Raw genomic sequence first — 12,607 nt, forward strand, 5'->3', positions numbered from 1 at the left:
CGCGCAGAGGGGGCGCGGCCGGTCACTCCAGCACACCAGGTCACTCCAGCACGCCAGGTCACTCCGCCGCACCCGGTCATCCCGCCGCACCCGGTCATCCCGCCGCACCCGGCCGCTCCGCCGCCGACTCGGCGGCGTTGAGCCGGTCGACCACGGTCCAGGAGATCTCCCCGAAGGCCGCGATCTGCTCGGGCGTGAGCAGGTCGATGAAGTGGCGCCGCACCGACTCCACGTGCCCGGGCGCCGCCTCCCGGATGGTGTTCAGGCCCTGCTCAGTCAGCACGATCACCGCCCCGCGCCCGTCGGACGGGTGCTCCTCCCGCCCCACCAGCCCCCGCTGCTGCATCCGGGTCAGGTGGTGGGACAACCGGCTCTTCGACCACTTCATGTGCGCCGCCAGCTCCGTCAGCCGCACCCGGGACCCGGGCGCCTCCGACAGGTTGGACAGCACGTCGTAGTCGGGCTCCGACAGCCCGGACTCCTGGGCCAGATCCCGGTTCACCTCCCGGGTGAGCAGCAGGAACATGCGCCGGAACCCGCGCCAGGCCCGGTCCTCGGCGGGGTCGAGCCACCGCGCCTCGTCCGTCATGACCCCATTGTAGTTGACATGTCATCATCTTTCGACCTACGGTTGTTGTCATGTCAACCTTCGCTCTGCGGCTGGTCAGCCTGTATCTCGGCTTAGCCCTGTTCGGGGCGAGCATCGCGCTCATGGTGAAAGCCGGCCTCGGCCTGTCGCCCTGGGACGTCCTGCACCAGGGCCTGGCCCAGCGCACCGGCCTGCCCCTCGGCCTGGTCGTCAACCTCACCGCCGTCGCGGTCCTGCTGCTGTGGATCCCCCTGCGGCAGAAGCCCGGCCTGGGCACCGTCAGCAACGTCGTCGCCGTCGGCCTGGCCGTCGACGGCGCCCTCTGGCTGCTGCCCGACGCCCACGGCCTGCCCCTGCGCATCGCCTATCTGCTCACCGGCATCCTCGCCAACGGCGTGGCCACCGGCCTGTACATCGGCGCCGGCCTCGGCCCCGGCCCCCGCGACGGCCTCATGACCGGCCTGGCCGCCCGCGGCCACTCCATCCGCGTCATGCGCACCGGCATCGAGGTCGTCGTCCTGGCCGCCGGATTCCTGCTCGGCGGCGCCGTCGGCGTCGGCACCCTGCTCTACGCCCTGGCCATCGGCCCCCTCGCCCACTACTTCATCCCCAAACTGGAGGTCACCCCATGCTGCAAGCAGGCCTGAACATCTCCACCTCGGCCGCCCACGACGCCGACCCGGTGGCCACCGCACGCCAGGCCGAGGCGCTGGGCTTCGACTTCGTCTCGGCCTCCGACCACCCCGCCACCGGGCACCCCGGCTACGAGACCTGGACGATGCTGTCCTGGATCGCCGCGGCCACCACCCGCATCAAGGTCGCCACCCGGGTCCTCGGCGTGCCGTACCGCAACGTCGCCATGGTCGCCAAAATGGCGGAGACCTTCGACCGCCTGTCCGGCGGCCGGCTCATCCTGGGTCTCGGCGGCGGCTACTCCGACGAGGAGTTCCACGCGTACGGCCTGGCCGTCCCCACCGCCGCGGAGAAGGTGGACGGCCTGGCCGAGGCCGTCCAGATCACCCGCGGCCTGTGGAGCGAGCCCGCCTTCACCTTCGAGGGCCGCCACCACCGCACCCGCGCGGCCCTGCTGGAACCCAAGCCCGAACGCCGCATCCCCATCTGGCTCGGCACCTTCGGCCCCCGCGCGCTGGCCGTCACCGGCCGGCTGGCCGACGGCTGGATCCCGTCCTACTCCTTCGCCGGCCCCGCGAAGGTCAAGCTCATGCGCGAGCAGGTCATGAAGGCCGCCGCCGAGGCCGGCCGGGCGCCCGAGGAGATCACCTGCGCCTACAACGTCGCCATCCGCGTCGAGGCGGGAGCCGAGCCCGACGCCTCCACCCTGGCCGGCTCGCCCGCCTTCCTCGCCGACACGCTGCTGTCCTTCGGCCGCATGGGGTTCACGGCGATCAACCTCCTGCCCACCGGCCCCGGCACGGCCGAGCAGATCGAACGCCTGGCCCTGGAGGTGCTGCCCGCCCTGCGCTGACCGGCACTTCTTTGACGCCCGTTGGGCCGCCCCTGGCCGGGCGCCGCCTACCGTGACCGGTATGAGCCACACACCAGACCAGGCCGGCGCCACGCGCGCCTCCTCGGAGGCCCAGGGCGCCGTGGAGCCCGAAGAGCAGGCCGACGCCGCCCGCCTGGCCGAGGCGCAGGCCGCCCCGGAGCCGCCGGAACCCGTCGAGGACCACGGCGACTCCGAGCAGGCCGTTCATCGCGAGCTCCTGTGGGGCTCCGACCTGCCGACCTCCCGCCTGGACCGCTTCCTGCCCCACGAGTGAGGGCTACTCGCGGCGCAGTTCGTGCTCCAGTTCCGCCAGCTCCGCGCCTCCGGCCATGAGCGCGGTCAGTTCCTCGCGGGTGATGTCCGCCTTGCCGTACACACCCAGGGCGGCACCGCGCTTGAGCAGCAGGAAGCGGTCGCCGACCGGGTAGGCGTGGTGGGGGTTGTGGGTGATGAACACCACGGCCACCCCCCGGTCGCGGGCTCGCGCGATGTAGCGCAGCACCACCCCGGCCTGCTTGACGCCCAGCGCGGAGGTGGGCTCGTCCAGGATGAGCACCTTGGCGCCCCGGTGCACCGCGCGGGCGATGGCCACCGACTGGCGCTCGCCGCCCGACAGCGTCCCGACCGGCTGGTCGACGTCGCGGATGTCGATGCCCATCGCCCGCAGTTCCGCGCGGGCCACGCGCCGGGCCGTGGCCACGTCGAAGCGGCCGAAGCTCTTGCGCGGCTCGGCGCCGAGGAAGAAGTTCCGCCACACCGACATCAGCGGGATCATCGCGAGATCCTGGTAGACGGTGGCGATGCCGCGCTCCAGCGCCTCGCGGGGACCGGAGAAGGAGACGGCCGCGCCCTCCACGACAAGCTCGCCCGAGTCGTGCCGGTGCACCCCCGAAAGGATCTTGATGAGCGTGGACTTGCCGGCGCCGTTGTCGCCGAGCACGCACACGACCTCGCCGGCCGCCACGCCTATCGACACCTCGCGCAGCGCCAGCACCGAGCCGAACCGCTTGCCGATCGCCCTGGTCTCGAGGATCAATGCCTCACCTCCTCCGCGTACCGCCGCACCAGATGGTTGGCGAGCGTGGCCAGCAGCAGCATCGCGCCCAAGAAGAACGTAAACCAGTCGGCGTCCCAGCCCAGGAAGACGATGCCCTTGTCGGCCATGCCGAAGATGACCGCGCCGACCGAGGCCCCGACGGCCGAGCCGTACCCGCCCGTGAGCAGGCAGCCGCCGATCACCGCGGCGATGATGTAGATGAACTCCTGCCCGATGCCGCTGTTGGCCTGCACGGAGGTGTAGCGCAGCGCCATGATCGAGCCGACCAGCCAGGCGGCGAACGCGGTCGTCATGAACAACGCGATCTTCGTGCGGGCGGCGGGCACACCGGCCGCGCGGGCGGCCTGCTCGTTGCCGCCGACCGCGAAGATCCAGTTGCCGGGCCGCGAGCGCACGAGCACCCAGGTGGCCACCGCGGTCAGCGCCAGCCACCACAGGATCGCCACCCGGAAGTGCACCTGCCCGACCTGGACGGTGCCGGCGAAGATCACCCTGGCCGATTCGAAGCCGGAGGCGCCGCGCAGCCCGCTGACCTGGACCGTCCCGGTGATCAGCTTGGTGACGCCGAGGTTGACGCCCTGCAGCATGAGGAAGGTGCCGAGCGTGACGATGAAGCTGGGCAGCCGGGTGCGGGTGACGATCAGCCCGTTGAGGAAGCCGACGCCCAGCGCCACGGCCAGGCCGGTGAGCAGGGCGAGCCAGACGTTCATCCCGTACTCGGTGGCCAGCGTGACCAGGATGAGCCCGGCGGTACCGGTCAGCACGCCGGCCGACAGGTCGAACTCGCCGCCGATCATCAGCAGCGCCACCGCCACCGCCATGATGCCGAGCGTGGCGGCCGGGTCCAGCCAGTTGGCCACGCCGGCCGGCGAGCGGAAGACGGCCGACTGCGCGGCGAAGAAGGCGAAGACGGCGATCGCGCCCACGGCCGCGCCGAGCTCCGGCCGGATCAGCAGCCGCCGCAGCCGGCCGGCGTCGGCCAGCCGCTCGTCGGCGCTCGGCCCGGTCACCGGGTGCCTTCTCCGGCCAGCTTCTCCACCTGCGCGGCGTTGTCCTTGGTGACGAAGCCGGGGCCGGTGTTGACGGGCAGGCCGCCGCCCACGGTGTTGAGGTTGTCCTTGTAGAGCTTGAGGAAGGTGATCGGCAGCCAGCCCTGCAGGTACTGCTGCTGGTCCACGGCGAACAGCACCTCTCCGGCGTTGATCGCGCCGATCACGTCCGGCGACAGGTCGAAGGTGGCCAGCTTGGCCTGCGAGCCGGCGTCCTTGACCGCGTCGCGGGCGGCGACGGCCACGCCCGGGTTGAGGGTGAGCACGCCGTTGACGGAGGTGTCGGACTGCAGTTTGGCCGCGACCTTGGAGGTGACGTCGGCCAGGTTGGCCACGTCGACCTGCAGGCGTTCGACGGTGCCGCCCAGGCTCTGCTCGGCGCCCTTGCAGCGCTGCTCGAGCCCGATGTTGCCGGCTTCGTGGATCACGCACAGCAGTTTGGTGACGCCGGCCGCCTTGAGCTGCTCGCCGGCGCCGCGCCCGGCCACGTCCTCCGACTGGCCGACGTGGGTGAGCGCGCCGAACGCCTTGGACGACTCGGCGCCGGAGTTGATCGTCACCACGGGGATCTTGGCGGCCACGGCCTTGCCGATGGCCTCCTTGAGGGCGTCGGGGTTGGCCATGGAGACCACGATCCCGTCCACCTTCTGCGCGACGGCCTGGTCGATGAGCTGCGACTGTTTGCCCGCCTCGCCGTCGCCCTGGTAGGTGACGTTCACGCCGTACTGCTTCCCGGCGGCCTCGGCCCCCTTCTTGACCACGTCCCAGAACTTGTCGCCGGCGGCGGCGTGGGTGATCACGGCGTAGGACCCCGAGGCCGCGGGCGCCTCGGCGGCCGGGGCCGAGCTCGCGGCGCTCTGCCCGCCGCTGGAACATCCAGCGAGGGCCAGGGCTCCCAGCAGGGCCACCACGATCCGGGTTCGCTTCATGGCTTCGACCTCCAAGACCATCGGCTTGTCCCGGTTCTAACCGCACGGCCCGCCCCTGTCAACGATTTGTCGTGACATTAAGACGTATGTTGCAGAACGGAATTCTCTGTTCCAGTGCTATGCTGGAACCATGACGAGCGCACCGATGAGCGGCCGCAAGAAGCAGGCGGCCCGCAACGACGAGGTGATCCTCCAGGCGGCCAAGGACGTCTTCACCGCCAACCCCCTGGCCCCCATCGCCGCCGTGGCCGAGCGCGCCGGGGTGGGCATCAGCGCACTCTACCGGCGCTACCCCAGCAAGGACGCGCTGCTGCAGAAGCTGTGCGCCGACGGCATGCGCGCCTACAACCACGCCGGCGAACGCGCCCTCGACCCCGCCCTGGACCCCTGGGACGCCTTCGTCCGCTTCATGGAGGAGGTCGTCGACGCCGACACCCACTCCCTCACCATCTCCCTGGCCGGCACCTTCCAGCCGACCGAGGAGCTGTTCGTGCTCTCCCAGCGCGGCGGCGAACTGTCCCACGCCGTGCCCGACCGCGCCCGCGACGCCGGCGCCCTGCGGCCCGACGTGACCAACTCCGACATCGCCCTGCTGTTCGAACAGCTCGCCTCGGTCCGCCTGGGCGACGAGGCCCGTACGGCGGAGCTGCGCCGGCGCTACCTGGCCCTGGTCCTCGACGCCATCCACCTGCCCTCCGCCGCCCGCCCCCTGCCGGGCAACCCGCCGACCCCGCCGGAGCTGCGGGCCCGGTGGGTGCCCAAGAACCCCTGAGCGGTACGGCCGGCCGTACCGCCCGCCGGGCCCCGCGCTTCAGGAGGCCGGGGCTTCAGGAGGCCGGGCGTTCACGGCGCCAGGTGCTCGGCCAGCGCCAGCGTGCGGCGGGCGCGCGCCACCACCGGCGCGTCCACGAACCGCCCGTCGGCCAGCGCCAGCGCCCCCACACCCGCGGCCCCGGCGCGTTCGGCCGCCGCGACCACCTCGGCCGCCCCGGCGACCTCCTCCTCGCTCGGCCGGAAGCCCCGCCGGATGGCCGGGACCTGCGCCGGATGGATGGCCGAACGCCCGAACAACCCCAGCGCCCGCCCCCGCAGACACGAGGCGACCAGCCCGTCCTCGTCGCGGATGTCCGGATAGACCGACATCGGCACCGGCGGCAGCCCCGCCGCCGCGGCCGCCAGCACGACCTGCAGCCGCAACTGGTCCAGCGCCTCCGGGGCGGTGATCGACAGCTCGGCCATGAGGTCCTGCTCCCCCAGCGCGACCCCCGCCACCGCCGGGTGCGCCGCGATCGCCGCGGCGCCGAGGATCGCGGCCGCCGACTCCAGCAGCGCGTAGACGGGCGTGCGGATGCCGTCCAGCACCCCGGGGGACTCGACCTTGGGCACGCGCAGCCCGTCGAGCCCCGCCAGCCCGTCCAGCGCCCGCAGGTCCGCCCGGCCCCGCTCGGTCGCCAGGTCGTTGACCCGCACGTGCACCCGCGGGCCCTCCGGCCGCTCCCGCAGGAAGGCCAGGACGTTGCCCAGCGCCTCCTCCTTGCGCGCGGGCGCGACCGCGTCCTCCAGATCGACGATCACCACGTCCGCCCCCGAGGCCGCCGCCTTGGCGAAGCGTTCCGGCCGGTCGCCGGGCACGTACAACCAGGTGACGATCACGCGACCACCCCCATGCGCCGCAGCTCGGCGATGCGCTCGGCGGGGATGTCCAGCTCGGCCAGCACCTCGTCGGTGTCGTGCCCGAGCGCCCGCCCCGCCCAGCGGATCTCGCCGGGCGTCTCCGACAGGCGGAACATCACGTTCTGCATGGTCACCGAGCCGAGCTCGTCGTCCTCGACGTCGACGAAGGTCTGAAGGGCGGTGTACTGCGGATCCACGGCGATGTCCTTTACATCGTAGATCGGCGCGATGGCCGCCTGGGCCTCCTCGAACGCGGCGATCACCTCCTCGGCGTCCCTGGCGGCGATCCACGAGGCCACCGCCTGGTCCAGTTCCTCCACGTGCCGCACCCGCCCGGCCCCGCTGGCGAACCACGGCTCCTCCACCAGATCCGGCCGCCCCACGAGGGTCACCACCCGCTCGGCCACCGGCTGCGCGCTGGTCGAGACGGCCAGCCAGCGCCCGTCCCTGGTGCGGTAGGTGTTGCGCGGCGCGTTGCTGCTGGAGCGGTTGCCGGTGCGCGGCGGCACCACCCCGAGCGCCTTGTACGCGCTCATCTGCGGCCCGAGCAGCCCCAGGATCGGCTCGATGATCGCCAGGTCGATGATCTGGCCGCGCCCGGTCCGCTCCCGGTGGTGCAGAGCCACCATGATCGCGTACGACATGGCCAGCCCCGCGATGCCGTCCGCCAGCGCCAGCGGCGGCAGCGTGGGCGGCCCGTCCGGCTCGCCGGTCATCGCCGCGAACCCGCTCATCGCCTCGGCCAGCGTCCCGAACCCGGGCTGCCCGGCCATCGGCCCGAACTGCCCGAACCCGGTCATCCGCGCCACGATCAGCCGCGGGTTGTCCCGCAGCAGCTCGGCCGGATCGAGCCCCCACCGCTCCAGCGTCCCCGGCCGGAAGTTCTCCACCAGCACATCCGCCCGCCCCGTCAGGCGGCGCACGATCTCCTGCCCCTCGGCGCGCGACATGTCGACGGCCACGTTGCGCTTGTTGCGCGAGAGCGTCTTCCACCACAGCCCCACGCCGTCGACGGCGGCGCCGTGGCCCCGTGACGGGTCGCCCCGCCGCGGATGCTCGATCTTGATGACGTCGGCGCCGAAGTCGCCCAGCATCATCGCGGCGGAGGGTCCGGCGAACAACGTCGCCATATCGATCACCCGAAGGTCGGCAAGACTTCCCATAACCATATAACTTATAAGAAATGTCTACGCCGCCCGAGAGCAAGGCCGACTACGTTTACCGGGTCCTGCTCGACGAGATCCGCACCGCCCGCATCCCGGGCGGCACCGCGCTGCGCGCCGCCGCGGTCGCCCAGCGGCTCGGCGTCTCCGTCACCCCCGTCCGCGAGGCGCTACGCCGCCTGGAGAACGACCGCCTCATCCGTTACGAGGCACACCACGGGGCGACGGTCGTGGACCTGGGCGACGAGGCGCTGGAGGAGTACTACGGCGTCCGCGCCGTCCTGGAGGGCCTGGGCGCCCGGCTGGCCGCCGCCCGCATCAGCCCCGCCGACCTCGGCTCCCTGCGCGCCCTGCACGAGGGCATGGCCGCCGACCTGGGCCGGGGCCGCCTGACCCGCCTGGGGGCGCGCAGCCAGGACTTCCACCTGCGCATCACCGACATCGGCGGCCCCGCCTACCTGGGCCAGCAGGCCCGCGCCGTCCGCACCAGCGTCCCCGTCCCCGCCGCCGCATCCCTGTGGCTGGACCCGGTCCTGGCCGCCCGCCAGCTGGAGGCGCACGCCGCCATCCTGCACGCCCTGGCCGCCCGCGACGCCGCCACCGCCGAGCGCGTCATGATCGAGCACGTACGGCAGGCCGGCCGGCACCGGCGCGCACGCTGAGCCTTCACCGCACGGGCATGGATGTCCCGCCGGGCCCACAGTCCCCCCGCTCACCACACCCTGGGCGATCCCGTGGATCCGGGTTCGAGAGAAGATGTCCGGGTGATCAAAGGCATACTCTTCGACCTCGACGGCACCCTGATGGACCACCGAGCCGCCGCCGACGCCGGGGTCACCGCCTGGGTGGAGTCCCGCTCCCCGGGCCATCCCCGCCTGGCCGAGGCCCCGCGCCTGTGGCAGGACCTGGAGGAGACCTACCTGACCGCCTGGCACGAAGGCGCCTGCACGCTGGAGGAACAACGCCGCGAACGGGTCCGCGGCCTCCTGGAGGCGCTGACGCTGGCCGTACCCGATGACCTCGATGCGGCCTATGCCGCCTACACCGCGCACTATCGCGAGGGCTGGACCCCCTACCCCGACGTGCACGAGACCATGAGCCTGCTCGGCGGCTACCGCCTCGGCGTCCTCACCAACGGCAGCGCCCCGATCCAGAGCGCCAAGATGAGCGCGATCGGCCTGGCCGGTCTGGGGCCGGTCCTGAGCGGGGACGTGCTCGGCGGGCTGTTCAAGCCCGCTCCCGGCTGCTATCGCGCGGCGGCGCAGGTGATGGGGCTGGCGCCGCAGGAGATTCTGCTCGTGGGCGATGATCTGACCAACGACGTCACCGCCCCGGCCGCCGCGGGGATGCGCTCGGTGTGGCTGGATCGCGCGGGCGGCGGCACGGCTCCGCCGGGGTTCGGGAGCATAGCCACGCTGAGCGAGCTTCCCGGCTATTTGTCAGGACATTCTGACCTCGGCTAACCTCTCAGCATGTCCGCACATGTGGCGATCGATCTGGACCGATCCAGCCCCGTCCCCCTGTATTTCCAGGTGGCCGAGCAGATCGCCGAGGCCATCCGGCGCGGGGATCTCGCGCCCGGATCCCGCCTGGACAACGAGATCATGCTGGCCGACCGGCTGGGGCTGTCCCGGCCGACGATCCGCCAGGCGATCCAGTACCTGGTGGACAAGGGCCTGCTCGTGCGCAAGCGCGGGGTGGGCACGCAGGTGGTGCACGGGCAGGTCAAGCGCTCGGTCGAGCTGACCAGCCTCTACGACGACCTGCGCCGCGCCGGGCAGGAGCCGGCCACGCGGGTGCTGACCCTGGAGCCGCGGCCGGTGCCGGGGGAGATCGCCGCCCTTCTCGGCGTCGAGGCGGGCGCGGAGGGCCTCTACCTGGAGCGCGTGCGGTTCGCCTCGGGCGAGCCGCTGGCCGTGCTGCACAACTGGCTGCCGCTGGGCCTGGCCCCGCTGAAGGCCGCCGAGCTGGAGAAACGCGGCCTGTACGAACTGCTGCGCCGCGCCGGGGTCCGCATGCGCGTGGCCAACCAGCGCATCGGCGCCCGCGCGGCGAGCGCCTCGGAGGCCAAGCTCCTGGGCGAGCGCCGCGGCGCCCCGCTGCTGACGATGGTCCGCACCACCTACGACGACCAGGGCCGCGCCGTCGAGTACGGCTCGCACGTCTACCGGGCCTCGCACTACTCTCTGGAGGTCACGCTCATCGAGCGCTGACTGCCGATCATCGTAGATTCACAGCAAACCTGCAGGTACGGCAGGTGCAACAGCCCCTGATCCCGCTCCTATAGTCGTCGTGGGGGCAAGCGCACCGGTTAATGCTTGAATTATTAACTACTAAGACGACTAGGAGCAGCCGGTCTTGTCGCGAACACCTGCGGGACGGCACGGCACAGCGCGGGCCCGATGGACCGTCACCGCGAGCCTCCTCATGCTGCTCGGCGCGAGCTGCTCCGGCACCCCGCCGGCCGCACAGCCCTCCCAGAGCGCCGCCGCCCCGTCGCCGCCCTCCCCCGCGGCGACGACGCCGGGCTGCGCCCCCACGGACAAACTCGTCCCGCCCTGCGGCGCCTACTGGGGCATGTACATCGCCCCGCGCGACAACCGCACCACCGTGGGCCAGGCCGTCGGCGACATGGAATCCCGACTGGGCCGCAAACTGGACATCGTCTTCAGCTACCACGACATGTCCACCGGCCGCAACGGCACGTTCATGCGCGAGGACGAGGTCGCCCTCGGCCGCGACCGCATCCTGCTGCTGAGCTGGGAGGCCAAGATCTGGGGCACCCCCGAGCGCACCCTGCGCTGGCGCGACATCGCCTCCGGCGCCATGGACGCCACCGTCATCGACAAGCAGGCCGCGCGCATCAAGGAGTACGGCAGGCCCGTCATGATCGGCTTCGACGGCGAGATGGACCGGCGCACCACCAGCGGGACCCCCGCCGAGTACGTCGCCGCCTACCGCCACATCCACGACCGGTTCCGCGACCTGGGCGTCACCAACGTGATCTGGGTGTGGGCGGTGACCGGTTTCATGGAGTACAAGGACACCTGGAAGAGCCTGTACCCCGGTGACGAGTACGTCGACTGGATCAGCTACGACCCCTACAACTTCGCCACCTGCCGCGGAGCCGCCTGGAAGAGCTTCGAGCAGACCCTCAAGCCGACCTACGACTGGTTCCAGGCCAACGGGTTCGCCGCCAAGCCCATCATCATCGGCGAGTACGGCACCGAGGTCGACCCCCGCGACGCCGCGGCCAAGGCCACGTGGTTCCAGGGCATCCCCCAGGCGCTCAAGCGCATGCCCAACGTCAAGGCGCTGCTGCAATGGAACGCTGTACTGAACCCCGAGTCACCGGACGGCTGCGACTTCCGCCTGGAGGGGCCGGGCGTGCTGGAAACCTTCGCCGAGGTGGGCCGCGACCCCTACCTCAACCAGCGCGGCGCCGGCTGACCGACCTGGCCACCCGGAACCCCAGGTCGTCGATGCGGAAGGACGGATGCGACCGGCGGCGCGCCGACGCCCGGCACCCCCAGGGCGGATCCAGCCAGCCGCCGCCCCGGAAGACCCGGTACTCCCCGTAGCGCGCCGGGTCGTACAGGTCCCAGCACCACTCCCACACGTTGCCGATCATGTCGTGCAGCCCCCAGGCGTTCGGCTGCCTGGAGCCGACCTCGTGAGGGGCGCCGCCGGAGTTCCCCCGGTGCCAGGCGATGGCGTCCAGCTCGCCGTACCGCTCACCGGCGGTGCCCGCCCGGCAGGCGTGCTCCCACTCCGCCTCGGTGGGCAGCCGGTAGCCGTCCCCCGCACCCTCGCGGTAGTAGGGCCGCAGCCCCTGGGCCAGCGAGAGCAGGTCGCAGAACTCCACCGCCTCCGGCCAGGACACCTCGGTGACCGGCCACCGGGCCCGCCCGTCCCGCGCGCGGCCGAGCACGGCCGCGTACTCCGCCCGCGTCACCTGGTGGACAGCCAGCCGGAAGGCCGGCACCTCCGCCTTCCAGTACGCCCGGGTGCCCTCGTCACGCAGGAAGATCCTCCCCGCCGGGACGTCCGCCATGTCCATGCTCAAGCCGCACGCAGCCGATCGTCCAGCGCCCGCAGGTCCGGCACGAACCACACCTGCCCGCCCCGGTTGGACTCCTCCACCAGCGCCCGCAACGCCGAGCTTCCTTCCAGGTGCCGCTCGATGTCGCCGACCACGGCGAGCCGCACCCGATAGCTGACGAACTTCTGCATGATCTCCCCCGCGAACCGCGTCCCGAGAGAGAAGAACCGCGCGTCCAGCCGCTCGGCGGGCACCGCCACGACCTCGGCGCCGTGATAGGTCGCGCCGATGAGGTCCAGCGCGTCCCGCTCGCTCGCCAGCACCGGCCCGGCCGGATCGCACACCAGCACCTGCACCCCGGCCCGCTCCTGCACCACATCCGCCATGACAACCTCCATCGACATTCCCCAACACGCCCCATAATAAAGGAAGTCAGGGAATGACAGGGAAGGATAAGGACATCAGGCTTCACCGTGCTGTTCGAGGCCAAGCACACCAAGACGCTTGAGCGATCCGGAGCCGTTCACTGCTCGCGGCGAGTCCGGCGACGCCTTCCACAACGTCCGGGCCCTGCTGGAGCGAGCCCTTTCCGCAGGG

At 72.0% G+C, this 12,607-nt stretch carries 16 protein-coding genes; 8 read left to right on the forward strand and 8 right to left on the reverse strand.

Going from position 1 to position 12,607, the window contains the following annotated elements:
* Positions 1-94: 94 nt before the first annotated feature.
* Positions 95-589, reverse strand: coding sequence for a MarR family winged helix-turn-helix transcriptional regulator (locus tag FVE25_RS47255; RefSeq protein WP_157254094.1), 495 nt, complete (start codon positions 587-589; stop codon positions 95-97).
* Positions 590-639: 50 nt separating this feature from the next.
* Between FVE25_RS47255 and yczE the strand changes: the two genes are divergently transcribed.
* From yczE to FVE25_RS47270, 3 genes are all read left to right on the forward strand, one after another.
* The gene (yczE, locus tag FVE25_RS47260; protein ID WP_219825970.1) at positions 640-1,236 is read left to right on the forward strand and encodes a membrane protein YczE; all 597 of its coding nucleotides are present in this window, start codon (positions 640-642) and stop codon (positions 1,234-1,236) included.
* Positions 1,218-2,075, forward strand: coding sequence for an LLM class flavin-dependent oxidoreductase (locus FVE25_RS47265; RefSeq protein ID WP_157254095.1), 858 nt, complete (start codon positions 1,218-1,220; stop codon positions 2,073-2,075). The genes yczE and FVE25_RS47265 overlap by 19 nt, the downstream gene beginning before the upstream one ends.
* A 61-nt stretch (positions 2,076-2,136) precedes the next feature.
* Entirely contained in the window at positions 2,137-2,370 is a 234-nt protein-coding gene (locus tag FVE25_RS47270) for a hypothetical protein (protein WP_157254096.1), read from the forward strand.
* 3 nt (positions 2,371-2,373) lie between these two features.
* Here FVE25_RS47270 and FVE25_RS47275 read toward each other — a convergent pair whose 3' ends face one another.
* The 3 genes from FVE25_RS47275 to FVE25_RS47285 are packed head-to-tail and all read right to left on the reverse strand — an operon-like array spanning position 2,374 to position 5,131.
* The gene (locus FVE25_RS47275; protein ID WP_157254097.1) at positions 2,374-3,132 is read right to left on the reverse strand and encodes an ATP-binding cassette domain-containing protein; all 759 of its coding nucleotides are present in this window, start codon (positions 3,130-3,132) and stop codon (positions 2,374-2,376) included.
* The gene (locus FVE25_RS47280) at positions 3,129-4,163 is read right to left on the reverse strand and encodes an ABC transporter permease (protein ID WP_157254098.1); all 1,035 of its coding nucleotides are present in this window, start codon (positions 4,161-4,163) and stop codon (positions 3,129-3,131) included. Before FVE25_RS47280 ends, FVE25_RS47275 begins: the two co-directional genes overlap by 4 nt.
* The gene (locus FVE25_RS47285; RefSeq protein ID WP_157254099.1) at positions 4,160-5,131 is read right to left on the reverse strand and encodes a sugar ABC transporter substrate-binding protein; all 972 of its coding nucleotides are present in this window, start codon (positions 5,129-5,131) and stop codon (positions 4,160-4,162) included. The genes FVE25_RS47280 and FVE25_RS47285 overlap by 4 nt, the downstream gene beginning before the upstream one ends.
* 130 nt (positions 5,132-5,261) lie before the next feature.
* Between FVE25_RS47285 and FVE25_RS47290 the strand changes: the two genes are divergently transcribed.
* Positions 5,262-5,903: a TetR/AcrR family transcriptional regulator gene (locus tag FVE25_RS47290; protein ID WP_246268609.1), complete on the forward strand. Its 642-nt coding sequence runs from the start codon at positions 5,262-5,264 to the stop codon at positions 5,901-5,903.
* Between the two features lie 71 nt (positions 5,904-5,974).
* Here the strand turns inward: FVE25_RS47290 and FVE25_RS47295 are convergent, their stop codons facing one another.
* The gene (locus FVE25_RS47295; protein ID WP_157254100.1) at positions 5,975-6,784 is read right to left on the reverse strand and encodes an HpcH/HpaI aldolase/citrate lyase family protein; all 810 of its coding nucleotides are present in this window, start codon (positions 6,782-6,784) and stop codon (positions 5,975-5,977) included.
* Complete coding sequence (locus tag FVE25_RS47300) at positions 6,781-7,968, reverse strand: CaiB/BaiF CoA transferase family protein (RefSeq protein WP_157254101.1); 1,188 nt, start codon at positions 7,966-7,968, stop codon at positions 6,781-6,783. The genes FVE25_RS47295 and FVE25_RS47300 overlap by 4 nt, the downstream gene beginning before the upstream one ends.
* Positions 7,969-7,988: 20 nt before the next feature.
* On the opposite strand from FVE25_RS47300, the gene FVE25_RS47305 reads away from it, so the two are divergent.
* From FVE25_RS47305 to FVE25_RS47320, 4 genes are all read left to right on the forward strand, one after another.
* A complete protein-coding gene (locus tag FVE25_RS47305; RefSeq protein WP_157254102.1) occupies positions 7,989-8,630 on the forward strand; it encodes a GntR family transcriptional regulator in 642 nt (213 codons plus the stop codon).
* Positions 8,631-8,732: 102 nt separating this feature from the next.
* Positions 8,733-9,431: an HAD family hydrolase gene (locus FVE25_RS47310; RefSeq protein ID WP_157254103.1), complete on the forward strand. Its 699-nt coding sequence runs from the start codon at positions 8,733-8,735 to the stop codon at positions 9,429-9,431.
* 9 nt (positions 9,432-9,440) lie between these two features.
* Complete coding sequence (locus FVE25_RS47315) at positions 9,441-10,181, forward strand: GntR family transcriptional regulator (protein ID WP_157254104.1); 741 nt, start codon at positions 9,441-9,443, stop codon at positions 10,179-10,181.
* 145 nt (positions 10,182-10,326) lie between these two features.
* A complete protein-coding gene (locus tag FVE25_RS47320) occupies positions 10,327-11,418 on the forward strand; it encodes a glycoside hydrolase family 26 protein (RefSeq protein ID WP_157254105.1) in 1,092 nt (363 codons plus the stop codon).
* Here the strand turns inward: FVE25_RS47320 and FVE25_RS47325 are convergent.
* Positions 11,396-12,022: a formylglycine-generating enzyme family protein gene (locus FVE25_RS47325; RefSeq protein ID WP_157254106.1), complete on the reverse strand. Its 627-nt coding sequence runs from the start codon at positions 12,020-12,022 to the stop codon at positions 11,396-11,398. The genes FVE25_RS47320 and FVE25_RS47325 overlap by 23 nt on opposite strands.
* 8 nt (positions 12,023-12,030) lie before the next feature.
* Positions 12,031-12,396: a DUF4180 domain-containing protein gene (locus FVE25_RS47330; RefSeq protein ID WP_157254107.1), complete on the reverse strand. Its 366-nt coding sequence runs from the start codon at positions 12,394-12,396 to the stop codon at positions 12,031-12,033.
* Positions 12,397-12,607 lie beyond the last annotated feature (211 nt).

The sequence above is a fragment of the Nonomuraea typhae genome, assembly GCF_009760925.1.
Lineage (GTDB): Bacteria > Actinomycetota > Actinomycetes > Streptosporangiales > Streptosporangiaceae > Nonomuraea > Nonomuraea typhae.

Bases quoted from the DNA above. Each gene is read 5' to 3' on its own strand.
- yczE (WP_219825970.1), top strand. From the start codon at position 640: ATGTCAACCTTCGCTCTGCGGCTGGTCAGCCTGTATCTCGGCTTAGCC.
- FVE25_RS47330 (WP_157254107.1), bottom strand. From the start codon at position 12,396: ATGGCGGATGTGGTGCAGGAGCGGGCCGGGGTGCAGGTGCTGGTGTGC.
- FVE25_RS47285 (WP_157254099.1), bottom strand. From the start codon at position 5,131: ATGAAGCGAACCCGGATCGTGGTGGCCCTGCTGGGAGCCCTGGCCCTC.
- FVE25_RS47270 (WP_157254096.1), top strand. From the start codon at position 2,137: ATGAGCCACACACCAGACCAGGCCGGCGCCACGCGCGCCTCCTCGGAG.
- FVE25_RS47290 (WP_246268609.1), top strand. From the start codon at position 5,262: ATGACGAGCGCACCGATGAGCGGCCGCAAGAAGCAGGCGGCCCGCAAC.
- FVE25_RS47315 (WP_157254104.1), top strand. From the start codon at position 9,441: ATGTCCGCACATGTGGCGATCGATCTGGACCGATCCAGCCCCGTCCCC.
- FVE25_RS47255 (WP_157254094.1), bottom strand. From the start codon at position 589: ATGACGGACGAGGCGCGGTGGCTCGACCCCGCCGAGGACCGGGCCTGG.
- FVE25_RS47265 (WP_157254095.1), top strand. From the start codon at position 1,218: ATGCTGCAAGCAGGCCTGAACATCTCCACCTCGGCCGCCCACGACGCC.
- FVE25_RS47300 (WP_157254101.1), bottom strand. From the start codon at position 7,968: ATGGGAAGTCTTGCCGACCTTCGGGTGATCGATATGGCGACGTTGTTC.
- FVE25_RS47305 (WP_157254102.1), top strand. From the start codon at position 7,989: ATGTCTACGCCGCCCGAGAGCAAGGCCGACTACGTTTACCGGGTCCTG.
- FVE25_RS47325 (WP_157254106.1), bottom strand. From the start codon at position 12,022: ATGGCGGACGTCCCGGCGGGGAGGATCTTCCTGCGTGACGAGGGCACC.